Annotated in this window: 21 protein-coding genes; 6 read left to right on the forward strand and 15 right to left on the reverse strand. The window is 68.4% G+C overall.

Going from position 1 to position 21,865, the window contains the following annotated elements:
* Positions 1-54: 54 nt before the first annotated feature.
* The 4 genes from JAO74_RS01305 to JAO74_RS01320 all read right to left on the reverse strand — a co-directional run bounded on the left by JAO74_RS01305 (position 55) and on the right by JAO74_RS01320 (position 4,942).
* Positions 55-1,143, reverse strand: coding sequence for a LacI family DNA-binding transcriptional regulator (locus JAO74_RS01305; RefSeq protein ID WP_199034257.1), 1,089 nt, complete (start codon positions 1,141-1,143; stop codon positions 55-57).
* 79 nt (positions 1,144-1,222) lie between these two features.
* Positions 1,223-2,803 carry an aldehyde dehydrogenase (NADP(+)) gene (locus JAO74_RS01310; protein ID WP_199034259.1) on the reverse strand — a complete coding sequence of 527 codons (1,581 nt, stop codon included), beginning with the start codon at positions 2,801-2,803 and terminating at the stop codon, positions 1,223-1,225.
* Between the two features lie 115 nt (positions 2,804-2,918).
* A complete protein-coding gene (locus tag JAO74_RS01315) occupies positions 2,919-4,586 on the reverse strand; it encodes a cation acetate symporter (protein ID WP_332908719.1) in 1,668 nt (555 codons plus the stop codon).
* Positions 4,587-4,621: 35 nt separating this feature from the next.
* Complete coding sequence (locus tag JAO74_RS01320) at positions 4,622-4,942, reverse strand: DUF485 domain-containing protein (protein ID WP_199034263.1); 321 nt, start codon at positions 4,940-4,942, stop codon at positions 4,622-4,624.
* A gap of 125 nt (positions 4,943-5,067) precedes the next feature.
* Here JAO74_RS01320 and JAO74_RS01325 point away from each other — a divergent pair, with 125 nt between their 5' ends.
* Positions 5,068-6,372, forward strand: coding sequence for a sugar porter family MFS transporter (locus JAO74_RS01325; RefSeq protein WP_199034265.1), 1,305 nt, complete (start codon positions 5,068-5,070; stop codon positions 6,370-6,372).
* A 268-nt stretch (positions 6,373-6,640) separates the two neighbouring features.
* On the opposite strand, the gene JAO74_RS01330 is transcribed toward JAO74_RS01325, so the two are convergent.
* The 5 genes from JAO74_RS01330 to JAO74_RS01350 all read right to left on the reverse strand — a co-directional run bounded on the left by JAO74_RS01330 (position 6,641) and on the right by JAO74_RS01350 (position 11,234).
* Positions 6,641-7,402 carry a nucleotidyltransferase family protein gene (locus JAO74_RS01330; RefSeq protein WP_199034268.1) on the reverse strand — a complete coding sequence of 254 codons (762 nt, stop codon included), beginning with the start codon at positions 7,400-7,402 and terminating at the stop codon, positions 6,641-6,643.
* Entirely contained in the window at positions 7,399-8,280 is an 882-nt protein-coding gene (locus tag JAO74_RS01335) for a hypothetical protein (protein WP_199034269.1), read from the reverse strand. The genes JAO74_RS01330 and JAO74_RS01335 overlap by 4 nt, the downstream gene beginning before the upstream one ends.
* 4 nt (positions 8,281-8,284) lie before the next feature.
* On the reverse strand, positions 8,285-9,235 hold the full coding sequence (locus JAO74_RS01340) for a diacylglycerol/lipid kinase family protein (protein WP_199034271.1): 951 nt from the start codon (positions 9,233-9,235) through the stop codon (positions 8,285-8,287).
* A 134-nt stretch (positions 9,236-9,369) separates the two neighbouring features.
* Positions 9,370-9,840: a DUF2141 domain-containing protein gene (locus tag JAO74_RS01345; protein WP_199034273.1), complete on the reverse strand. Its 471-nt coding sequence runs from the start codon at positions 9,838-9,840 to the stop codon at positions 9,370-9,372.
* Positions 9,841-9,884: 44 nt separating this feature from the next.
* Positions 9,885-11,234, reverse strand: a complete 1,350-nt coding sequence (locus JAO74_RS01350) for a lipopolysaccharide biosynthesis protein (RefSeq protein WP_199034276.1) — start codon at positions 11,232-11,234, stop codon at positions 9,885-9,887.
* Positions 11,235-11,279: 45 nt separating this feature from the next.
* Here JAO74_RS01350 and asnB point away from each other — a divergent pair, with 45 nt between their 5' ends.
* On the forward strand, positions 11,280-13,229 hold the full coding sequence (asnB, locus tag JAO74_RS01355) for an asparagine synthase (glutamine-hydrolyzing) (RefSeq protein WP_332908700.1): 1,950 nt from the start codon (positions 11,280-11,282) through the stop codon (positions 13,227-13,229).
* Positions 13,230-13,396: 167 nt separating this feature from the next.
* On the opposite strand, the gene JAO74_RS01360 is transcribed toward asnB, so the two are convergent.
* The 3 genes from JAO74_RS01360 to JAO74_RS01370 are packed head-to-tail and all read right to left on the reverse strand — an operon-like array spanning position 13,397 to position 16,352.
* Positions 13,397-14,488, reverse strand: coding sequence for a CDP-alcohol phosphatidyltransferase family protein (locus JAO74_RS01360; protein WP_199034277.1), 1,092 nt, complete (start codon positions 14,486-14,488; stop codon positions 13,397-13,399).
* Between the two features lie 17 nt (positions 14,489-14,505).
* A complete protein-coding gene (locus JAO74_RS01365; RefSeq protein WP_199034279.1) occupies positions 14,506-15,639 on the reverse strand; it encodes a hypothetical protein in 1,134 nt (377 codons plus the stop codon).
* A complete protein-coding gene (locus JAO74_RS01370; RefSeq protein WP_199034281.1) occupies positions 15,636-16,352 on the reverse strand; it encodes a phosphocholine cytidylyltransferase family protein in 717 nt (238 codons plus the stop codon). The genes JAO74_RS01365 and JAO74_RS01370 overlap by 4 nt, the downstream gene beginning before the upstream one ends.
* Before the next feature lie 208 nt (positions 16,353-16,560).
* Between JAO74_RS01370 and JAO74_RS01375 the strand changes: the two genes are divergently transcribed.
* Genes JAO74_RS01375 through JAO74_RS19015 form a run of 4 tightly spaced genes read left to right on the forward strand, consistent with a single transcriptional unit; the run spans position 16,561 to position 19,177 of the window.
* Positions 16,561-17,109, forward strand: coding sequence for a glycoside hydrolase family 108 protein (locus tag JAO74_RS01375; protein ID WP_199034283.1), 549 nt, complete (start codon positions 16,561-16,563; stop codon positions 17,107-17,109).
* A complete protein-coding gene (locus JAO74_RS01380; RefSeq protein WP_199034285.1) occupies positions 17,106-17,324 on the forward strand; it encodes a hypothetical protein in 219 nt (72 codons plus the stop codon). Before JAO74_RS01375 ends, JAO74_RS01380 begins: the two co-directional genes overlap by 4 nt.
* Entirely contained in the window at positions 17,321-17,629 is a 309-nt protein-coding gene (locus JAO74_RS01385; protein WP_199034286.1) for a hypothetical protein, read from the forward strand. Before JAO74_RS01380 ends, JAO74_RS01385 begins: the two co-directional genes overlap by 4 nt.
* A 27-nt stretch (positions 17,630-17,656) precedes the next feature.
* Positions 17,657-19,177 carry a hypothetical protein gene (locus JAO74_RS19015; protein WP_199034288.1) on the forward strand — a complete coding sequence of 507 codons (1,521 nt, stop codon included), beginning with the start codon at positions 17,657-17,659 and terminating at the stop codon, positions 19,175-19,177.
* Here JAO74_RS19015 and JAO74_RS01395 read toward each other — a convergent pair.
* The 3 genes from JAO74_RS01395 to JAO74_RS01405 are packed head-to-tail and all read right to left on the reverse strand — an operon-like array spanning position 19,174 to position 21,784.
* The gene (locus JAO74_RS01395; protein WP_199034290.1) at positions 19,174-19,611 is read right to left on the reverse strand and encodes a hypothetical protein; all 438 of its coding nucleotides are present in this window, start codon (positions 19,609-19,611) and stop codon (positions 19,174-19,176) included. The genes JAO74_RS19015 and JAO74_RS01395 overlap by 4 nt on opposite strands.
* Complete coding sequence (locus JAO74_RS01400) at positions 19,602-20,201, reverse strand: hypothetical protein (RefSeq protein ID WP_199034292.1); 600 nt, start codon at positions 20,199-20,201, stop codon at positions 19,602-19,604. The genes JAO74_RS01395 and JAO74_RS01400 overlap by 10 nt, the downstream gene beginning before the upstream one ends.
* Before the next feature lie 50 nt (positions 20,202-20,251).
* Positions 20,252-21,784 carry a CpaF family protein gene (locus JAO74_RS01405; protein WP_199034294.1) on the reverse strand — a complete coding sequence of 511 codons (1,533 nt, stop codon included), beginning with the start codon at positions 21,782-21,784 and terminating at the stop codon, positions 20,252-20,254.
* Between the last annotated feature and the right edge of the window lie 81 nt (positions 21,785-21,865).

A 21,865-nucleotide genomic window follows, 5' to 3' on the forward strand; every position in this document is an offset into this window, starting at 1 on the left:
GATGTGTTCGGACGGGACGGTGATTTTTGCCGGACCGGGCCGACGCATCCCCGTTCAGCGTTCGCTCCGCCGCGCCGCCGGCCGCTGGCGCGGGGCCGCATCGGATTGTCGGCGCACCAGCGTGTAATCGGCGGTGACCTGGCGGGGATGCTCGGGATCGGCGGCACGGCCAGCCTTGCGTGCCCGGATCGCGCGGACCAGCAGGTCGACGGCGGTACGCGACATCTCGGTCACCGGCTGGCGGATGGTCGTCAGTTCGGGCCAGATCGTCGTCGCCAGCGCGGTGTCGTCGAACCCGCACACCGTCAGGTCGCCCGGCACGTCCAGCCCGCGGCGATGCGCGATGGCGACGGTCGCCGCCGCCATGTCGTCGTTGGAGGCGAAGATCGCGGTCGGCGGATCGGTCAGGTCCAGCAACTGGTCGGCGGCATCCAGCCCGGATCGATAGGTGAACAATCCCTCCGCGACCAGTTCCGGCACATCGGGCAAACCCAGATCGGCCAGCGCCATCCGGTAACCGGCCAGCCGCTCGCCGCTCGCCGTCTGGTTGCGGTTGCCGGTGATGAAGCCGATGCGGCGATGGCCCAGTCCGCCCAGATGACGCGTCATGTCGTAGGCCGCCCGCGCATCGTCGATGCTGACCGCCATCGCCCATTCCGGCGCGCGACCGGTGGCTACCGCGACGACCAGCACGTCCTGCTTCTCCAGTGCTGCCAGCACGGCGGCGGAATCCGACAGTGGCGGCGGCAGTACGATGCCGTCGATCCGTCCCTTCATCAGATGTTCGACCGCGGTGCCTTCCAGCCCGGCCTCGTCGCATTTCTCGACGACCAGTTGCACGTTGCTGCGGCTCGCCTGATCGAGGCTGCCGACCAGAAATTCGCTGAGATACGCAAAGCTGGGATTGGAATGGAGCAGGCCGATGCGGATTTCCTCGCCACCGGCCAGCGCCCGCGCCGCAGCGCTGGGCGCATAGTTCAGCTCGGCGATCGCGGTCCGCACGATCTCGCGCGTCTCGTCGCGGACATTGCCCTCGTTGTTGATGACGCGCGATACCGTCATCGGCGACACGCCGGCCAGTTTCGCCACGTCGCTGATCGTCGGCGCGTTGCGCTGGCGCCGGGAGGCGCGCGGTTCCTTCATGCAGACCCCTTCCGTCCGGCAGCATGAACCGCCGGACGACAGGGGGCAAGTTGCACCACGGCGCGGGCCGTCGCGCAGGTCAGCGCGGCGACACCTCGCGCGTGCCGTCCATCCGGCGGGCGACACCCCATGGATTGCCGTCGCCCAGCGCGGCTGGCAGCAACGACGGCGCCAGATTCTGGAAGCACACCGGCCGCAGGAAGCGATAGATCGCCAGCGTGCCGACCGATGTGGTGCGACCGTCGCTGGTGGCGGGGAAGGGGCCGCCATGCACCATCGCGTGGCTCACCTCGACGCCCGTCGGCCAGCCATTGGCGAGGATGCGGCCGACGCGGCGCGCGATCACCGGTACCAGATGCGCGGCATCCGCCTCGTCCGCGGCATCCATCTGCAACGTCGCGGTCAACTGGCCCTCCAGCGAGGCGATGACGCTGGCGATCTCGGCCATGTCGGCGCAGCGGACGACGATCGACGACGATCCGAACACCTCATGGCCCAGCGCACGATCGGCCAGAAAGCTGGTCGCATCCGTCTGGAACAGCGCGCCAACGGCCTGATTGACGCCATCGCCCACGCAACCGCGGGCGACCGTCTTTACCGACTGATGCGCGGCGAGGGCATCGACGCCCTGTTCGAAGCTGGCATGGATGCCCGGCGACAGCATCACGGCCGGCTGGCTGCCGGTCATCGCGGTGGTCGCTGCCGCGATGAACGCGTCCAGCGCCGGGCCGTCGATCGCGAGCACCAGACCGGGGTTGGTGCAGAACTGGCCCGCGCCCATCGTCAGCGACTGGACGAACGCCGTCGCCATCGCCTCGCCCCGTGCTTCCAGCGCGGCGGGGAACAGGATGACGGGGTTGATGCTCGACATTTCGGCATAGACCGGGATCGGCTGCTCGCGTTCGGCGGCGATCCGCACCAGCGCGAGGCCACCGCCGCGCGATCCGGTGAAGCCGACCGCCTGGATGCGCGGATCGGCAACCAGCGCACCGCCCAGATCGTTGGTTTCACCCGGCAGGTACGAGAACGTACCGGCGGGCAGGCCGGCATTCGCCACCGCCTTGGCGATCGCGCGGGCGACCAGTTCGCCGGTGCCGGGATGTGCCGGATGGCCCTTCACCACCACCGGGCAACCGGCGGCCAGTGCCGAGGCGGTGTCGCCACCGGCGACCGAGAAGGCGAGCGGGAAGTTCGACGCGCCGAACACCGCGACCGGGCCGATCGCCAGATTGACGCGGCGCAGGTCGGGGCGGGGCAGCGGGGCGCGATCGGGCAAAGCGGGATCGATCGTGGCATCCAGCCAGTCGCCCTGACGCACGACCTGCGCGAACAGCTTCAACTGGCCGACGGTCCGGCCGCGCTCACCCTCCAGCCGGGCACGCGGCAGGCCGCTTTCGCTCATCGCGCGGACGATCAGGTCGTCGCCGATCGCGACGATCTGATCGGCGATGCCTTCCAGAAACGCGGCGCGATCCTCGGGCGTCGTCGCCGAATAGACCGGGAAGGCGGCATCGGCGAGCGCACAGGCATCGGCGACCGCGCCGGCATCGGCAGACGAGAAATCGGGCGTCAGCGTCTCGCCGCTCGCAGGATCGATCGCGCTGAAACGCGCCGTCGCCTGGCGTTCGTCGCTGCCGATCAGCATGGCTCCGTCGATCATCACTCACATTCCTTGATTGTTCTATTGTCGGACAGATAGCGACTGTCGGGCCGTTTCGCGACCCCTTGATGACAGATCGCGCTATCAGACTTGGGCGGCGAGCGGCAAGGCCGGGTCAGTGGTCGCTCGCGCCCGCCGCGCCAATGCCCGTTTCCGACCGGACGCGCTGCGCCAGATAGCCGCCCCGGTCCACCGCCGCCCGGCCGCTGCGATCCAATGTCGACACCAGCCAGATGACGAAGAACGCCGCCGGCATCGAAAAGATCGCCGGCGAGCCATAAGGATAGATCGGCGCGGTATGACCCAGCACCGTCACCCAGATCGCCGGGGACAGTATGGTCAGGCCCAGCGCCAGCACCAGCCCGGTCGCGCCACCCGCCACCACGCCCCGTGTCGTGCAGCCGCGCCACAACAACGACAGCAGCAGCACCGGGAAATTGGCCGACGCCGCGAGCGCGAAGGCGAAGCTGACCATGAACGCGACATTCTGCGATTCGAACAGGATGCCCAGCACGATCGCGATGGCCGCCAGCACCAGTACGGTGATCCGCGACACGCGCAGTTCTTTCGCGGAATCGACCCGGCCGCGCGCGAAGACGCTGGCGTACAGATCGTGGCTGACCGCCGACGCGCCCGACAGGGTCAGGCCCGCGACCACCGCGAGGATGGTGGCGAACGCAACCGCCGAGATGAAGCCCAGAAAGATATCGCCACCCACCGCATGCGCCAGATGGATCGCCGCCATGTTGCCGCCACCGCGCAACGCGCCCGCCGCATCGAGATAGCCCGGATCGGTCGCTACCAGCACGATCGCGCCGAAGCCGATGATGAAGGTCAGCAGGTAGAAATACCCGATCCATCCCGTCGCCCACAGCACCGAGGTCCGCGCCGCCTTGGCATCTGGCACGGTAAAGAAGCGCATCAGGATATGCGGCAGGCCGGCGGTGCCGAACATCAGCGCCATGCCGAGCGATATGGCGGAGACCGGGTCCTTCACGAAGCCGCCGGGGGCCATGATCGCGCTGCCGGCCCTTGCGGCGACCTCTGGCGTCGCGCCCTTGCCCAGCGCCAGTTGCGTCTTCACCTCGACGGCGCGGGCGAACATCGCTTCGGGCGAAAAGCCGAATTTGGCCAGCACCGCCACCGCGATGAACGTCGCCGCGCCCAGCAACAGGCCCGCCTTGACGATCTGCACCCATGTCGTCGCGGTCATGCCGCCGAACAGGACGTAGAAGGTCATCAGCACGCCGACGATCACGACCGCATAGCCATAGGGCAGGCCGAACAGCAGCCGGATCAACTGCCCCGCGCCGACCATCTGTGCGATCAGGTAGAACAGCACGACCATCAGCGTCGATATCGCCGCGAACGTCCTGACCGGCGTCTGCGCGAAGCGGAACGAGGCGACATCGGCAAAGGTGAAGCGCCCCAGATTGCGCAGCCGCTCCGCCATCAGGAACAACAGGATCGGCCACCCGACGAGGAAGCCGATCGAATAGATCAGCCCGTCATACCCATCGGCGTAGATCTGCGCGGAAATGCCGAGGAACGACGCCGCCGACATGAAATCGCCGGCGATCGCGAGTCCATTCTGGAACCCGGTGATGCCACCGCCGGCGGTATAGAAATCGGATGCCGTCTTCGTTTTGCGCGCTGCCCAGCGGGTGATGCCCAGCGTCAGCAGGACGAAGCCCGCGAACATGCCGAGCGCGATCCAGTTGGTCGGTTGCTGCGCGCCACCGGGCGCGACGGCGTGCGCCTGCGCTGCATCGGCAAGGGCGATTCCGCCGACAGTGGCGACGCCCGTCGCGATGCGCCTCACGCGTCGACCGCGCGCAGCACGGCGGCGAGATCGGCGTCGAACACCCGGTTCGCCCGCCAGACGTATAACCCGGTCAGCGCGATCGCGAGGATGATGATGCCCAGCCCGACCGGCACCCCCAGCGTCGTCGCACCGCCGGCGATCGACCGGCCGAGAAAGGTGGGATCGAACGCGATCAGCAGGATGAAACCGAAATAGGCGATCAGGATGATCGTGGTCAGCACCGCCGCGAACCGGTTGCGGGTACGGGTGAGATGGCGATAGGCCGGTGTCGCGGCCAGTTGCTCCAGCACGTCGTCCTGAACGGTCACGGTCATCCTTTCCCCCTCGTTTATCCGATCACGCTATCCGCTGTGGCGGCGGAATCACAGCGCCATGATGCCTTGACCCGCCGCGGGTTGCTCCGCCATGTCGATGGCACGACTGGGGGAGGAATGATCCGATGAACGCAACGCTGGCACGCGGCGTCGCCGTGGGGGCGCTGGCCGGGCTGTTGTTCGGTTTCGACACGGCCGTCATCGCGGGGACGACGGCGGGCGTGCGTCAGGCGTTCTCGCTGGATGCGGCCGGCGTCGGCGTCACCGTGTCGAGCGCGTTGTGGGGTACGCTGGCCGGCGCCCTGCTGGCGGGAAAGCCGGGCGACCGGTTCGGCGCGCGCGTGTCGTTGCAGGCGATCGCGCTGCTGTATGTCGTGTCGGGTCTGGGTTGCCTGCTGGCATGGGACTGGGGCGCGTTGCTGCTGTTCCGGGTGATGGCGGGGCTGGCGGTCGGTGCGTCGTCGGTGCTGGCGCCGGTGTATATCGCGGAGATCGCGCCGGCGGAGAAGCGCGGCGCCTTGGTCGGCGCGTTCCAGTTGAACGTCGTGCTGGGCATCCTCGTCGCGTATCTGAGTAATTTCTGGGTTTCCAGCCTCGATCTCGGCGACTGGGAGTGGCGGGTGAAGTTCGGCGTCACGGCGGCGCCGGCGCTCTTGTTGCTGCTGTTGCTGTTCACCATCCCAGACAGCCCGCGCTGGCTGGCGGCAAAGCGCCGCGATGACGAGGCGTTGGACGTGCTGGGGCGGCTGGGCATCGCCGATCCAAAGGCGGAACTGGCGAGCTTTCACCGTGCTGACGACACCACCGGCGAGGCGAAGTTGAGCTGGCGGCGGCATCGCAAGCCGATGCTGCTGGCGATCACCATCGCCGCGTTCAACCAGCTGTCGGGCATCAACGCCATCCTCTATTATCTGAACGACATCTTCGCCGCCGCCGGCTTCGACAATGTGTCGGCGGACAAGCAGGCGATCGTGATCGGTGCCGCGAACCTGTTCTTCACCGCGCTGGCGCTGACCGTCATCGACCGGCTGGGGCGGCGGACGTTGCTGCTGATCGGATCGGTCGGGTTGACCGCGACGCTGGCGGGGACGGCGGCGGTGTTCCTGAGCGGGGTGGGCGAGGAGTGGCTGTTGTGGCTGCTGGTCGGTTTCATCGCGTTCTTCGCCTTCAGCCAGGGGGCGGTGATCTGGGTCTATGTCAGCGAGATCTTCCCGACCGAGGTGCGGGCGCGGGGACAGGCGCTGGGATCGTCGACCCATTGGGCGGTGGACGCGGTGATCGCCACCGGCTTTCCACTGGTCGCCGCCGCGTCGCGCGGGGCGCCGTTCGTGGTGTTCGCCGCGATGATGGCGGCGCAGTTCGTCGTCGTGCTGCTGTTCTTTCCGGAGACCAAGGGGAAGTCGCTGGAGAGGCTCGGCAGCGGGCTTTGACGGGGCTTGTTGCGAATCGAAGTTCGCACTGATTCGCACCCGGACGAGGTTTTTTCTCGCCTTGGGCGGGCGGCATGGAATGCATGCCTTTCGAGGATACCGGTTTGTTCGTGTGTAGGACAGCCCCGGATCATCGATGATTCAGAGCAAGTTGCGTGAAATCGGACCCACCCTCGACCGTTCGGCCTGAGCGCAGTCGAAGGCCACCTTTCCACACGGTGCTTCGACTTCGCTCAGCACGAACGGGTCGGATTTAGCGCTTAGTGCTCTAGGGAAGCAGCGTTCTGACCAGGTCGAGGTCGGCGGGTTTGTCGACGTCGACGGCGGCCAGGCCATAGGGCGTCGCGACCACGGCCGCTTCCACGCCGGCACGGCGGCCGAGATGGCGAACGGCATCGTTCAACGTCAGGCGGCCGGTCAGGTAGCGGAGGAGCAGGCCGGGGCCGAGGCGGCGGACGATGCGCCAGGGGCGCTTGCGATCCGCCTCGACCTGCGCCCACAGGCCGATCGCGGCGGCGGCGCGGGGGGTGGCAAGCCAGAACAGGTTGCATCCCGACCATGCGCCATCGGCGAAGCGCAGATAGGTGCGGCGCGTGCCGGGCGCCGCCGCCTCGATCACGTCCTGCCGCGCCAGTAATGTCGCCACATCCGTGCCCGGCGGCAGATCGGCGATGAAGCGGTCGATCCACGCCGGCTGCAACAAGGCATGGTCGGCGGTGGTGACGAGCAGGGGCGCCCCCAGCGCCTCCAGCCCGCGCGCGACGCTGCCGCTCGGTCCCGACGCGGTCGGGATCACGCGCAGGCTCAGCCGGTTCGCCTCGGCAATGACGGCGGGATCGTCCGCCGACACCGCGATCATCGTCGCGCCGGCCCCGCGCACGGCGGCGGCGACGCGGGCAAGCAGCGTCTCGCCGTTCAGCACGATCAGCGCCTTGTGCGGCACCCCAGCATAGGCGGCGAGCGGATCGACCACCCCCGGCCGCGACCCGGCGAGGATCAATGCCGACCAGCCTGTCGCCGTGTCGGTCATCGCCGCGACCGCCACACTTGCCAGAAGACCGCCGGTGCCGACAGGATCGGATGCCGCTCGCGCCACGGCGTCAGCGCCACCTTCACACCGGTATGCCGCTCCACCTTCCACAGGCCATAGGCGGCGGCGCCGTCGAAGGTGAAGGCGGCACGGACCAGCCGGGCGATGTTGAGCGGCTTGCCGGCGCGGCGGCGGCGGTGCCAGCGGGCGAGTATCCGTGCCCGGTCCGACACATCGGGGGTGAGGATGTCGCCGTCGCGGTCGAAGGCGATGCCACCGGCCTGCCACGCCAGCGGCAGGATCGCCTGATAGCGGCCGGCGCCGTGGTCGAGGATCTGCTCCTCCCGCCCGCTCTTTTCGACGCGCAGTTCGGCGGCATAGGTCTGGCGGAACAGCGCGCGCCAGTAATCTGCGGCGGTCCCGCGCGCTGGACCGAGCGCGGCGGCGAAGCGTGCGGCGGTTACGGCAGCGGCGGCGATCGCCTGCACCACGCCGGCGCGGGCCTCGTCATCGCGCTGCCAGACGAGGGCGGCGGGCTGGACGAAGCGGGTCCAGATCGTCGTGTCGATCAGGTCGCCCGATGCCGCCGCCCGAAACGTCGCCAGCCGCATCGTCGCGATCTTGGCGCGCAGGGTGACGCCGTCGCGCGTGACTTCACGGTAGCTGACGGTCGGCCACAGCCCGCGTTCCGGCGGGCCGGCGGTCAGGACGTAGAAATCGAGCACGCCGTCGAGCGAGCCGGTGCGCAGGTTCGATCCATAGAACAGCACCGCCTGCACCGACGGCTCCGCCGCCAGCATCTCGGCAAGATCGCGCACTTCGATGCGAACCCCGGCGTCCAGCGCGGCGGCGACATACGCGTCCAGCGCGTCAATCACGGGATCATGGGGCGATGAAGGAGAGAACCGGCCCTTGCCGCACCGCCAGCTTGCCACCGGCGAAATGCTCGCCATCGAGGATGAAGCCATCGTCCAGCGACACCTCGAACGACGCGGTGTCGATATGGTGATACCCGGCCCGCCGCATCCAGTCGGCTTCCGATCCCGCCAGCAGGGCCGGGACGGTCAGCATCAGCCGCTTCGGCGGCGCATCGACTACCAACAGCTTCATGCCGTCACGCGGTTGCCCGAACGGCTTCAGCCCCAGCGGCAACTGGCGCAGCGCAGAGGCGAGCAACAGATAGCGGGGCCGGGGATCGACCGACCCGCCGGGCAGCTTCAGACCGAGCGGGGTGCCCACACGCCAACTGCTCGTGGCCCCGCCGAACATCGTCTGGATCAACGCCCAGCCGAGGGCGAGGCCGACCGCGACGCCGTTGAAGGCACCCGCGCGGTGCGTATGCTGGGCCAGTTCGGTCGCCTTCACGAACGCACCGGCGCCGAACAGGAAACCGCGCAGCGGGCGCGATCCGTCATCGCGCGCGATCTCGACCGGGCGGCGTTCGACCCGGCGGCCGCGCGTCACGGCGGCCAGCGCATCGGCCAGCGTCCAGCCGGACGGAATGCCCAGATCGATCGCCAACGCGTTCGTCTTGCCCGACGGGATCACCGCGATATCGGGCCACTTGCCCTTCCACAGATGCGCGGCACAGGTCAGTACGTCGCGGACCGTGCCGTCACCACCGTCGATCACCAGCAGGTCGATCTTTCGCTCGGCGAACTCGGCCAGCGTATCGGCTAGTGCGGCGCGGGTGCCGGGTGCGGCGAGCAGGACGCTGTCGACGCCGGGCACGCCCGCTTCGTACTCCGCGCCATGGTTCAGATGGCTTTTGGGATTGCAGACGATGCCGATGCGCAGGCGACCGACCGCGGCGGCGGTCGGCGCGGCTTTCACCGTTACCGATCGCGCGGACTCAGGTCCGGCAAAGGCGAGAACGCTGGCAGGCGAAAATGACGACACGCTTACCTCGCTACCGCGAACATGGCATGGCTGCTACAAATTTGTGACGGGATCATCACGATCGCTCCTCAACGACGGTAACGCATCGCCATGCGGATGGTCGCACCGCCGGCGGGAACGGCGAACCGTGCGGACGCGAACGAGGGCAGGCCGATCGAGGTCGGCGCATCGTTGGAAAAGCCGAATCCTTCCTTGGGCGCCCACAGCGTCCGGTTGAAACTGTGGTCGCCATTCTCGTCGTGATATTGCGCGATGGCGTAGTAACCGGGCGGCAGCCAGAAACAGGCGGTGGTCGCCGGCGCGCGGGTCGGCACGCGCGCGCGCAGCAACTTGCCGCCCTTGGCCAGAAAGCGGCCCTTGTCGTCCGGATAGACGGTGAACGCGACCTCGCCGTCGCCGCTGTGCAGGCCGGTCGCCTGCACGGTCAGCTTCACCGCATTGCCACCGGGCGTGCCGGTGCAGGATTGCGCCGCCGCCGGGACGGCCGCCATCACGCCCGACAGGGCGGCGAGCAGGAACAGGGTTTTCATCGAACGCATCTCTTTTCGCAACTGCGATAAGGATGTGGGCGTGAACCGCGGCTTTACTGTGGCGAATTGTGGCGAGGGGCGCGTGACAGGCGCAGCGCGGCGATCGCCATCAGCACCGCGACCGCCGCCGATCCCACCGTCACTGCCATCGCGACCCCGGTGGCGCCGTACCAGGGGGTCAGCATCGCAGTCGCGCCGAACAGCACGCCGACGCCGGCGGCCCGGATCGCGAAGACGCTGCCCGCGCGCTGCATCGCGGTCATCACCGTATCGACGCCGGTCGTCGCCAGATCGAGGCAGCCGGCGACCGACAGCCACAGCAGGACCGGCCACGCGCCCCGGAAATCACGCCCGCCGACCAGATTCAGCACCGGCTTGCCCGCCACCAGCACCAGCGCCATGATCGCCACCGCCGCCAGTCCGCTGCCCAGGAACAACCGCGACATCAGCCGCGCAAGGAGCGCCGGCGGGGCATCGCGCAACGTCTTCACCACCTCCGGAAAAGCGGCACGCGAGATGAGTTGCGACAATTTCGCCAGCGCCTGCGCGATCTGCGAGGCGAGGCGGAACACGCCCGCCGCCGCCGGTCCCGCCGCCGCGCCGACCAGCAGCAACGGGATCTGCTTGCTCGACAGGCCGAGCGTGGAGCTGGCATTGGTGCTGAGCGCGAAGCGGACGATGCCGGGATGCTCACGCGCCAGATGCCGCGATCCGCGCCCGCGCCACATCAGCCCCAGATCGCCGCTGCGCGCGACCATGATCCAGTATGTCGCCGCGGTCAGCACCTCCGCCGCCGCCCACGCCGCCAGAAACCCCTGCACGGTCGGATGGATCAGCCACACCCCGATCGCGCCGAAGAAGCGCGCGACCGGCGTCACGCTGTCGGCGATGGCGGCCAGCGCGAACCGGTCGCGCAGGCGCAGGATGCCGAGCGGCGTCGACCGGATCGTGACGAGCTGGATGATGACGAAGATCAGCGTCGCCCGCTTCAGCGTGGCACCGATGCCCAGCGCCTCGCCCCACAGGTCGAGGATCAGCCAGGCCAGCCCGGCCCCGACGATCGATCCCAGAAAATCGAGGATCGCGCTGCCCCGGAACAGCCGGGCCAGCGCCCCGTCGTCGCGGGTGGCGAGCGGACCGACGCCGTATTGCACGATCACCTGCCAGCTTTGGAACGCGACCAGCGTCGCCAGCGTCTGCGCCGCGCCGGTGATGAGCGCGAAGCGGCCGAACCCGACGACGCCCAGCGAGCGCGTGGCGATACCCAGATAGAACAGGGACAGCACCGCCAGCACGCTGCGGCTTGCCAGCAGCCAGCCGAGATTGCGCGCGGCGGCGCGGAACAGGCCGCCCGAACTATCCCCGGACGGCAGGGGGGACGATGATGGCGGGGGGCTCGACATGCGTCCGTCGGGGATTAAGCGGCTCGACCGGATGCGGCAAGAGCCGTGACATGGCGGGCGGGTCCGCCCTATGCGCTGATCGCGATCAATCGGGAGTATGGCACCATCTGCGGCATCGCCGGTCTTTATGCACGCGGACGGGGCGTCTCCGCCGACACGGTGCGCGCGCAATGCGCCGCGATCGTCCACCGCGGTCCGGACGACGAGGGCGTGTTCGTCGATCGCGATTTCGGATTCGGCATGCGGCGGCTCAGCATCGTCGATCTGGCCGGCGGGCATCAGCCCTTTCATTCGCCGGGTGGCCGCTATGCGCTGGTGTTCAACGGCGAAATCTACAACTTCCCCGCCCTGCGCGCCGAGCTGGCGGCGATGGGCCGGGCGTTCGACAGCCATGGTGATACCGAGGTCGTTCTGGCCGGCTATGAACGCTGGGGCGACGGCATCTGGTCGCGGCTGGACGGGATGTTCGCGGTGGCGGTGTGGGATCGGGCGACCCGCACGCTGACGCTGGCGCGCGACCCGGTGGGGATCAAGCCTCTCTATTATACCGACCAGCCCGCCGGGTTCGCCTTCGCATCGGAACTGAAGGCGCTGACGCTGCTGCCTGGTTTCGCGTTCGACACCGACGAGCGCGGGCTGCTCGACTATTTCCGCTTCGGGCATGTGCGAACGCCGCGATCGATCCATGCGCAGGTCAGGACGCTGCCGCCGGGGCATGTGCTGACGCTGGCGGCGGGCGGCGAGCCGGTGCTGCGTGCGTATTGGACGCCGCGCTACACGACGCCCGAACCGCTCGGCGACGGCGAATGGGTCGACCGGTTCCGCACCCGGTGGCTGGAAACCGTGGCGGAACAGATGGTCGCGGATGTCGAGGTCGGCGCGTTCCTGTCGGGTGGAGTCGATTCGTCGGCGGTGGTGGCCGCGATGATGCGGATATCCGATCGCCCGGTCCGCACCTTCACGATCGGTTTCCCCGACCCGCGCGTCGACGAAAGCGGCCCGGCGGAGGCGATCGCCCGCGCGCTCGGCACCCGTCACGAAAGCCGGCGACTGGAAATGGCCCACGCCCGCGATCTGCTGCCGGCGGTGGCGGCGGCCTATGACGAGCCGTTCGCCGACCCGTCGATGGTGCCGACCTGGTATGTCAGCAAGGTGGCGGCCGAACAGGTGAAGGTCGCGCTGTCGGGGGACGGCGGCGACGAACTGTTCTTCGGCTATAAACGCCACGCCACCGAACGCCGGATCGGCCGCCTGCCAGCCCCCCTGCGCCATGCCGCCCGGGCGATCGGCGCGATCCCGCCGCTGCCCTCGCGCGCGCTGAACGAGCGTATCCAGCGATGGACGAAGACGGCGGCGAGCGCGGGCCTGCCCAGCGGCGTCGCGCGGTTCTTCGCCAAGACGCAGATCACGGCGGCGGGCTTTCGAAATCGCGTCTTCACCCCCGATTTCCTCGCCCGCGCCGGTGGCGGCGAGGGTGAGATCGAGCGGCTGTGCGCAGAATATTTTCCCGATGCCGGTGCGATTTCGGCCGACACGCTGGAGCAGTTCGGCCTGTGCGACCTGGCGCTCAACCTGCCCGGCGCGATGCTGACCAAAGTCGATCGCGCCAGCATGGCGCACTCGCTGGAGGTGCGGGTGCCGATGCTCGGCCAGCCGATGATCGATCTGGCATTGGGGACGCCGGTGCACATGAAGCTGAACGGCCGGGTGGGGAAGCATGTGGTGCGCGAAGCCATCGCGCCATGGCTGCCCACCGGCATCCTCGACCGCCGCAAGCAGGGTTTCCAGATGCCGCTGTCGGCGTGGTTCGCGGGCGATTTCGGTCGCTATGCCGAGGAGCTGTGGCGCGACAGCGGTGCGCGAGGCGAGAGTATCTGGCACGCGGCGGCGGTGGATCGGGTGTTCGCCGATCACCGTGCGGGGAAGCGGGATTACAGCCGCTTTCTTTACGCGCTGGCGGTGTATTGTTTGTGGCGGGTCAGGACGGGCTCCTGATCGTTCCGCCAGTCCTTCCCTCCGTCATCCCGGCGAACGCCGGGACCCATGGACACGCAGGTCGGGGTAAGTTTGCACCCGCTATCTAATGCGCCCCAACCATGGGTCCCGGCGTTCGCCGGGATGACGGAAGGGGGGATGGGACATGGGATTAATCCCCACCAAAATCACGCCAGCCAGCTCACCATCGCCACGCCGGCGCGCTTCACCGCCATCGCCTGCAACAGCCGCACCAGATGCACCACCAGCGAGATCGCGGTCCACGCGGCCACCCCGATGATCCCCCAGTCCGGCCGCCCGATCAGCAGTCCGGCGAGCAGGATCACCATGTTCGGATTGCGCCGCGCGGTGACCAGCCGGAAATCGCTGTCGAATTTCTGCCAGACATGGATGTGCATCCCGAAGCGGACGATGAACGCTCCCTCGATCAGCCGTTGCGCGACATAGCCGAACAACATCGTGCCGATCACGATCCAGAACATCTCGTCCGACAGCGCCCGGCCATAGGGTGCACACCCCGCCGCCCATGCCCACCACCAGAAGGGCGGATGGACCAGATCGACGCCGTGATCCCACGCATTGCCCAGTTTCGACGAGGTGATCGTGCACCGCGCCAGCTTCCCGTCGACGGTGTCGAGCACCATGAAGACGAGGCCGGTGGCGAGGCCGGTCCAGAACCAGCCGTACCAGAACGCCACCGTCGCCATGATGCACAGCACGCTGCCGATCGCGGTGATGCCGTTGGGGCTGATCCCGATACGCGCCGACAGCTGCGTCAGCCGGAACGCCCATTCGGGCCAGAGATATTTGGTCAGGACGTCGGTCACGCCCTTGTACGCACCCTTGTAGCTCAGCCGCTCGATCGCCGGCACGGTCGCGGGGGTCAGCGGTTCCATGAACGGCCGTTCGCGCTTCCTCAGCACCTCGTTCAGGATGCCAGCCTCGTCCTCCGCCTCGATCACCTTTAGGCCGGGGAGCGGCCGGCCGGCGATCATCAGCGCCGCCGCCTCGTTCGCCTCGACCTCGCCGACATGCGCCAGCACCGGCCGGCCGTTCCGCGTCACGACCGTGCCGGGCCGGGATTTCAGATACGTGGTCCACATCGGATCGAACGCGTAATCCAGATGCGCCAGGATGATGGTGGGACCCTGTTCGTCGAACCCCTGCGCCTGCGAGATGCGGCGCACGCGTTCGGCATTGGTCATGCCCCATAGATGCGTGGAATTGTCGCCGATGGTGGCGAGCGCGGGAGAAGTCATGGGGGCGCGTTACCCCATCACGCTCGTTTGTCGAGCAGGTCCCGGATGACCCGTGCCGCGCGTGCGGGGGCTGACCCGCGCGTGTCGCCCAGCGAGTCGCCTGCGAACCGTGCCTGGATCGCGGCAAACGAATCATGCACCGCCGGTGCCCGCGCCAGCATCGGCAGCAGATCGCCGACATCGTTCACGACCTCACCGCAGGTCCATTGCGCATAGGAGGGATCGCCCCGCCACTCGACGCCGCCCGCATTCAGGAACACGCAGGGGCGCGGGCGTTGCAGGAATTCGATCACCTGGCTCGACGTATCGCCCAGATAGAGGTCGGCGGCGGCGGTGTAGCTGCCATCGACCATCGCGAAGCCATCCATGTCGCAATGGACGTTGGGCAGGCCGCGTACCTCGTCCATCACCGCCCGCACCTCCGGCGCACCCTCCGCCAGCCGCTGATGCGGCGCGAAGATCAGGTTCCAGCGGCCATCCTGGGCGATCCGCCGCACGGTATCGGCCCCCCATGCCCACCAGGACGAGCGGTGTCGCTGCCAATGCGGGGCATAGAGGATCGTCGGACGCGGCTCGGCAAAGGGCAGATTGGTCATGCTCCGCTGCCGGAACGACGCCTTCACATATCCCGTCGCCACCACCCGCGCCGGATCGAAGCCGCGTTCGAGATACGTCGCGCGTTCCCGCTCGCTCGGCACCATCATCACCGCGGCGGCGCGGCGGCGAGGATCGTCGCGCGCGCTCATCGATCCGACGCCGTGCGAGGTCTTCACGAAGGGCGTGCGCAGCGGCAGCAAGCGCGGCAGCCACAGGCTGGTCTGTTCCGCACACACCGCCGCGCGGGCGCGCAGCAGATGCGGCAACAGCCGCAGCAACGTCGGGATTTTGGGCGGCAGCGGCGGATTCTGTCCCTCGCCCGCGTCGGCGATCCGCCGGAACCCCGGCACCCGGCGGATGCGGACGCCGGTCAGCCCCTCGCTCCACCGGGTCAGCAGCGTTTCGTGGACGGAGGTCGCCACCCACAGGTCGATCGCCACATCGCCGTCCGCCGCCAGCGCCTCGACGATCGGATAGAGATGCGGGATCAACAACGTCTCGCCCAGGAACAGGAAGGCGACCGGACCCTTTTTCTTCGGGCCTTGCCGGCTCAAGCGCCATGCTCCCGTCGCCAGCGTTCGATATCGTCGGGCCGGTCGATCTCCTGCCAGTGCGCGTCGCGCGGCACGGTGACGGCGGCGACCGCATCGACGCCTGCCAGCCGGTCGATAATCGCATGGTGGAACGCATGGATGCCGTCCGCCGCGCCGATGACCGCGCGAAGCGCGTCGGCATAGGCGCCGCCCCCCTTCGACGCGACGACGCCCAGCGACCGGTGCGTCGCCCGCGCGGTATCCAGCGTCTTGCCGACCGCGCGCACGCGGTTGCTCGCCACCTCGACCAGCATGTCGTCCGGCTCCGGCTCGTCCAGCGTATCGACCACCAGTTTCACGCCGCGCCGTTCGTCGTTCACCGCGGCGGCGAGGATACCGGCATCGAACACCGTATCGCCATTCATCAGCACAAACGGATCGTTCAGGCAGGCGCGCGCCGCCCAGACGCTGCCGATGCTGCTGCCCGCCGCCCAGAACGGATTGAAGATCAGGTCGGTCGCCACCGCGCCGCCATGCCGCGCCAGATGCTCGGCGATCTGTTCGACCCGGTAACCGCCGACGACCACGGCGTGGCGAATCCCCGCCTGCTCCACCGCGCGCAACTGATGATCCAGGATCGCGCGACCGCCCACCGGCACCAGGCATTTCGGCGTCTCCAGCGTCAGCGGCAACAGGCGCGAGCCCTGGCCCGCCGCGATGATGATGGCTTTCATGCGTGTGTCCGTTTTCCTTGACCGTGCCTTCAGATCGTCGAGGCCCGCCGCCCTTCTGCTCCCCGGCCTCCGCCGGGGAACAGCAAAGTGAATTCTGGTCGAACCACTAATCCGCAATGGTGGTCGGATTGCGGCGGCGGCGAAAGGGCTGTCCTACAACTAACCAGATAGGATAGTTGGTTGCCCTCAATGACGAATGGGGGTGGCCATGAACATCGATGAATTGATCGACGCGGTGATCGATCGGGAGGGCGGGTATGCCGATCATCCCGCCGATCGCGGCGGGGCGACCCGCTGGGGCATCACCATGGCGGTGGCGCGCGAGCATGGGTGGCGCGGCGACATGCGGCATTTCCTGCGCAGTGCGGCGGTGACGATCTATCGCCGGCTCTATTGGGACCGGCCGGGGCTGGACGCGGTGGCGGCGCGCGCGCCGCTGGTCGCGGCCGAGCTGTTCGACACGGGCGTGAACATGGGGACGGCGACCGCCGTCCTGTTCCTGCAACGCGTGCTGAACGCGCTCAATCGCGGCGCCACCGATTATGCCGACCTGACGCTGGACGGCCGGATCGGCGCGGCGACGCTGGCCGCACTCGACGCGTTCCTCCGTACGCGTCGTGCGATCGGGGAAAGCGTTCTGCTGAAGGCGATCGAGGCGTTGCAGGGTGCGCGCTACCTGACGCTGGCCGAACGGCGGCCGGCCAACGAGGCGTTCCTGTATGGCTGGCTGGCGAACCGGGTGGGGGAGCCGGCATGAGCGAGCAACGACTGCGCTACCGCGCGTTCCTTGCCGTCGTGCTGGCGACCCTGGTGGTCGCGCTGGCGCCGGTCATCGTGTCGGGCCTGCTCGGCAAGGTGCTGCCCGATGGCCTGATTGCTACGTCGGACAAGGTCACAACGGGGCTCGTCACGCTGCTCGGTACGATCGGCGGCCTGTTGTTCCGCCGCGTCGACACGGGGGTGGAGCGGTGAGGGCGGCGCTGATCCCGATCGCCGCGCTGTGCCTGGGCGCCTGCACGGCCATCGCGATGCGAACGACGACAGCGGACCCCGCCATCGTCCGCCTGCAACGCGCCCATGAAGCGGCACGCGCCGTCGCCCTGTTGTTCCGGCCATATCTGTCGCCTGCGCAAACCGCGCAGATCGATGCGCTCGGCCTGCTGGTCGATCGCGCACTGGCGGCGGCGCAGGTCGCCGACGACCGGGCGGCGCGGCGGGCCGCGCTCGCCGACGCGGCGACCGCCGCCTGTGCCTATCGGCTCGCCACCGGTGGCTGACCTTTCCTATTTCCATTCGGAGACATGATGATGCTGACGATCGCCAGCGATCTTTCCACCTTCACGCTGTCGGCTGGTGAGCCGTTCCTGCTCGACGTGCAATTCCTCGACCCCGCCGGCGCGGTGATGCCGCTCACGAGCCGCGCGTTCGTACTGTCCTTCTATGGCGACGGCCGCGAGACGGTCGATGCGATCGCCGGGGAGGCGATGGCCGATGCCAGCGGCGCCTTCGTCCGCTTCGCCCGCGACGGTCGCCTGTCGGAGGCGCTGTACGGCCAGCCGGTAATCGCCGAACTGGCGGAGCGATACCGGCTGGGCCGCGACGTGATCGCGAGCGGGCTGATGACGGTGGCGGCCTCGGCAAGCGGTGTCGCGTCGCTCGACGGCGGCGTGACGGGCGCGGTGGTCACGCGCGTGACGATCCGCGCGGGTGCCGATGGCGCGGCCTTCACGCAGCGATCGATGACGTTCGATGGCGAGGTTGCCGTACCGCCGCCCGCCGTTGCGCTGGGCGCTTTGACCCTGTCCGGCGCGCTGACGGCGGGAACGGCGTCCACCGGGACGATCGCGGGTGCATCGGCCGGCTCGATGTTCACCACCGACCTGCCGGGGTTGACGATCAACAGTGCCGCCCGTCGATATGCGTTCGACGGCATCGCGGCCGGCGGCGTCGCCGGATCGCTGATCGAGACGCTGGCCGGTGCGACCGGATCGCCCCGATCGACCGCGATCGCCATCGTCGCGGCGCCAGCCCCGACACCGACACCGACACCGACACCGACGCCAACGCCAACGCCTGCGCCGGCCGACGTGGTGCTTGCCCCGCACCTCACGGGGCCGATCAACGTCGGCACGCTGTCCAGCCTCGCCTATCGCGACACCGGATCGGCCGCCCAGACGGTCGGCGCGCGGTTCCGCCGGGCGACCAACACCGCCGACTTCTATTTCCGGATGACGGGACCGGGCGACGGCATGGTGTTCCGGATCATCGACGACGATCATTACCGCCTGTCGCGGCTGGTCGGCGGCGTCATGGATGACGTCAGCGGCTTCGCCTATCGCACCTTCGCGCCGCGACTGGTGGCACAACCCGGCACCGCGATGATCGCGTTGCGGACGGCGGCGGACGGCAGTGCCGGCTTCTATCAGGACGGCGTGCTGGTATCGGAATGGGTGTCGGCGGACCTGCTCGACGCCCTGCAACCGGTGCGCGGCACCGGCGTGCGCTTCGTCGTCACCGTCGGGCCGGCGATGGCGGATGTTACATGGGGCGCGGTGGTCGCGCCGCTGGCGATCCGGTCGGCGACGTTCGATGTCGGCGCTCGCACGATCGATCTGGCGATCGGCTACACCGGCAGTCCCGATGGCTATGACCATGCGCTGGACGGCGGCGACTGGACCCCTGCGCGGACGCTGTCGTCATCCATCGCGGGGCAGGCGGTGGTCCGGGTGCCGGCGCTGACGGCTGGGTATCGCGGCGTCGTGTCGGTCGCCCTGCGTCAGCGGAACCTGCCGTCGGTGACGGCGACCGTTACAGTCACCGTCTAGCGGGGCGGGGCGTCACGGAGGCGGTAGACGAACTGGCGCAGCCGGCCGATCCGCACGACGCCCACCAGCCGATACCGGTCGGCGACCGCGCGCAGTACCAGCGCCTCGGTCGCCGGATTGGTCGTCGTCTTGCGTTCGCGCATCACGATCACGCCGGGATCGCGGGCCAGCAGGCGCGCGGTCTCGGCGACCGGATCGACGCCGATCCCCTTCGATTCGACCGTCTGGCCCACATGACTGCGAAAGACATAGGCGGTCGGCAGGCAGGATCGCGTCAGGTAATAGAAGATCGGCTCGCTGTTATATCCGAACAGGCATCCCGCCGGCCGGTCGCCGATCAGCCCGACCAGCGCGGCGGCCTGGGCCGGCGTGCCACGCTGGCGCACGCGCAGCCCGGTCACCAGCACGGCGATCGCCACGCCGATCAGCAGCACCGTGATGCCGCGGCGTACCGCCAGCGCCCTCGACCCGTCCGGTCGCGGGTGATCCAGTCCAGCCGCGCTCGCCACGGACAGCGTCGTATATTTGATCTGCATCGCGATCCCGACGAGCAGCATCGCCGCCGCCCCACGCGCCCGCTGGCGTTTGGCGGAGCGAATGCCGTCCAAGGCATATAGTGCCGCACCGGCCATCGGCAGGCCGTACTGGGCGACGCGAACCGGCGGGCGATCCGCGTGGCGACGAACGCGGTGAGCGCCGCACACAGCGTCGCGCCCAGTTGATAGACGAGGATGCCGTTGCCGCCGATCGCGCGCAGCCCGGCGAAGATCAAGAACAGCCCCACCGGCTTGCGATCGAAGATATCGACGAACGGCCATGCCCCTTGCAGCATCCGGTCGCCGACCAGCAGGTAGAATTGCTCGTCGCTCAGCATCAGGGGATCGCCGTACAGCGCCACCCGCGTTGCGATTGCCGCCACCAGCAGCCACAGGAACCGCGCGACGGGCGACGACGGGATCGATCGGCCGCGCCATGCCGGGCGCGGCGCGGTGGCGACAAGGCGAACGGGGGAAGAGCGCGACATGGCCGCCCCCTATAGCGGGAACGCCCCCGTGTCTTGCCGTCAGCAGCGTTCTACAGACAGGCTTCCAGATACGCCTGATCGAACCCGAACTGCTTGGCCTTTTCCAGCGTATAGGGGCGCAGGCCCATCGACCGGTATTCGCCGATGATCTTGCCGTCGGCGCTTTCGTCGAGATACTCGAACTTGAACAGCTCCTGCGTCACGATCACCGGGCCTTCCATGCCGATGACCTCGGTGACGTTGGTCACGCGGCGAGAGCCGTCGCGCAGGCGCTTCACCTGGATGATGAGCTCGACCGAATCGGCGATCTGGCGGCTGATCGCCTCCTTGGGCACCTTGATGTCCGACATCATCACCATGTTCTCCATACGGGCCAGCGCCTCGCGCGGGGAGTTGGCGTGGAGGGTACACATCGATCCGTCATGGCCGGTGTTCATGGCCGCCAGCATGTCGAAACATTCGGAACCACGGATTTCACCCAGGATGATCCGGTCCGGTCGCATACGCAGCGCGTTCTTCACCAGATCTCGGATCGATATCTCGCCCTGACCCTCCAGATTGGCCGGCCGGGTTTCCAGCGGCAGCCAGTGCGGCTGCTGCAGGCGAAGCTCGGCCGCGTCCTCGATCGTCAGCACGCGCTCGCCGGGGTCGATCATCTTCGACAGGGCGTTCAGCATCGTCGTCTTGCCCGAACCCGTACCGCCGGAGATGACGACGTTGAACCGGCTGGCGCCCGCGATCTTCAGCGCGGTCGCCATCTTCGGGCTCATGCTGCCGAAGCCCGCCATCATGTCGATGGTGATCGGCTTGGCGGAGAATTTACGGATCGAGATCGCGGTGCCGCGCAAGCTGAGCGGCGGCACGATCACGTTGACGCGGCTGCCGTCCTTCAACCGGGCGTCGGCCAGCGGCGATGTCTGGTCGACGCGGCGGCCGACCGAATTGACGATGCGTTGCGCGATCTGGAACAGATGCTCCTCGTCGCGGAACTGCACCTGCGCCAGTTCCAGCTTGCCCTTGCGCTCGACATAGGTCTGGTCGGGACCATTGACCATGATGTCGCTGACGTTCGGATCGGCCAGCAATTCCTCCAGCGGCCCCAGACCCAGCAGTTCGTCGACCAGCACCTTTTCCAGCGCGAACTGCTCGCGGCGGTTGAGGGTCAGCTTCAGCTCGGCCAGCACCTCGCCGATGATCGGGCGGAATTCCTCGGCCAGCTCGTCCTTGCCCAGCGTCGCCGCCGCTTCGGGATCGACACGTTCCAGCAGGCGGGGGAGCACCTGTTCCTTGATCTTGTGGATCGAGCTTTCGAATCCCTCGACCCGGCTGTTGCCCGCCTCGCCCGACGAGTTCTGGCGATCGGACAGCCGCTGCATCGCATCGACGGTCGCCCCGGACATGCCGACATCGCCATCGCCCGACAGCGACGCCATGTCGATCGGCGGGAATTGCTGCCCGCCCTCTTCCGCGCGTGGCTCGGTACGGGGGGCCAGCCCGCCGCCCTGCATCGGCCGCGCGACGCCGAACGCCGGCCTCACCGGCTGACCACCACTCACGCCACTACGCCGACCGAACGCGCTCATACCCAAACCTTTCGAGTTAAGCAGATCGATAGGCGTCAACATTTTAGATTTGGCTAATTTTGCGTTGCGCGTGATCCGGAT

The organism is Sphingomonas mollis (assembly GCF_016427505.1).
Classification (GTDB): domain Bacteria; phylum Pseudomonadota; class Alphaproteobacteria; order Sphingomonadales; family Sphingomonadaceae; genus Sphingomonas; species Sphingomonas mollis.

Bases quoted from the DNA above. Each gene is read 5' to 3' on its own strand.
- JAO74_RS01325 (WP_199034265.1), top strand. From the start codon at position 5,068: ATGAACGCAACGCTGGCACGCGGCGTCGCCGTGGGGGCGCTGGCCGGG.
- JAO74_RS19015 (WP_199034288.1), top strand. From the start codon at position 17,657: ATGATGCTGACGATCGCCAGCGATCTTTCCACCTTCACGCTGTCGGCT.
- JAO74_RS01370 (WP_199034281.1), bottom strand. From the start codon at position 16,352: ATGAAAGCCATCATCATCGCGGCGGGCCAGGGCTCGCGCCTGTTGCCG.
- JAO74_RS01380 (WP_199034285.1), top strand. From the start codon at position 17,106: ATGAGCGAGCAACGACTGCGCTACCGCGCGTTCCTTGCCGTCGTGCTG.
- JAO74_RS01310 (WP_199034259.1), bottom strand. From the start codon at position 2,803: ATGATCGACGGAGCCATGCTGATCGGCAGCGACGAACGCCAGGCGACG.
- JAO74_RS01400 (WP_199034292.1), bottom strand. From the start codon at position 20,201: ATGTCGCGCTCTTCCCCCGTTCGCCTTGTCGCCACCGCGCCGCGCCCG.
- JAO74_RS01375 (WP_199034283.1), top strand. From the start codon at position 16,561: ATGAACATCGATGAATTGATCGACGCGGTGATCGATCGGGAGGGCGGG.
- JAO74_RS01320 (WP_199034263.1), bottom strand. From the start codon at position 4,942: ATGACCGTGACCGTTCAGGACGACGTGCTGGAGCAACTGGCCGCGACA.
- JAO74_RS01305 (WP_199034257.1), bottom strand. From the start codon at position 1,143: ATGAAGGAACCGCGCGCCTCCCGGCGCCAGCGCAACGCGCCGACGATC.
- JAO74_RS01330 (WP_199034268.1), bottom strand. From the start codon at position 7,402: ATGACCGACACGGCGACAGGCTGGTCGGCATTGATCCTCGCCGGGTCG.
- JAO74_RS01405 (WP_199034294.1), bottom strand. From the start codon at position 21,784: ATGAGCGCGTTCGGTCGGCGTAGTGGCGTGAGTGGTGGTCAGCCGGTG.
- JAO74_RS01360 (WP_199034277.1), bottom strand. From the start codon at position 14,488: ATGACTTCTCCCGCGCTCGCCACCATCGGCGACAATTCCACGCATCTA.
- JAO74_RS01345 (WP_199034273.1), bottom strand. From the start codon at position 9,840: ATGCGTTCGATGAAAACCCTGTTCCTGCTCGCCGCCCTGTCGGGCGTG.
- JAO74_RS01350 (WP_199034276.1), bottom strand. From the start codon at position 11,234: ATGTCGAGCCCCCCGCCATCATCGTCCCCCCTGCCGTCCGGGGATAGT.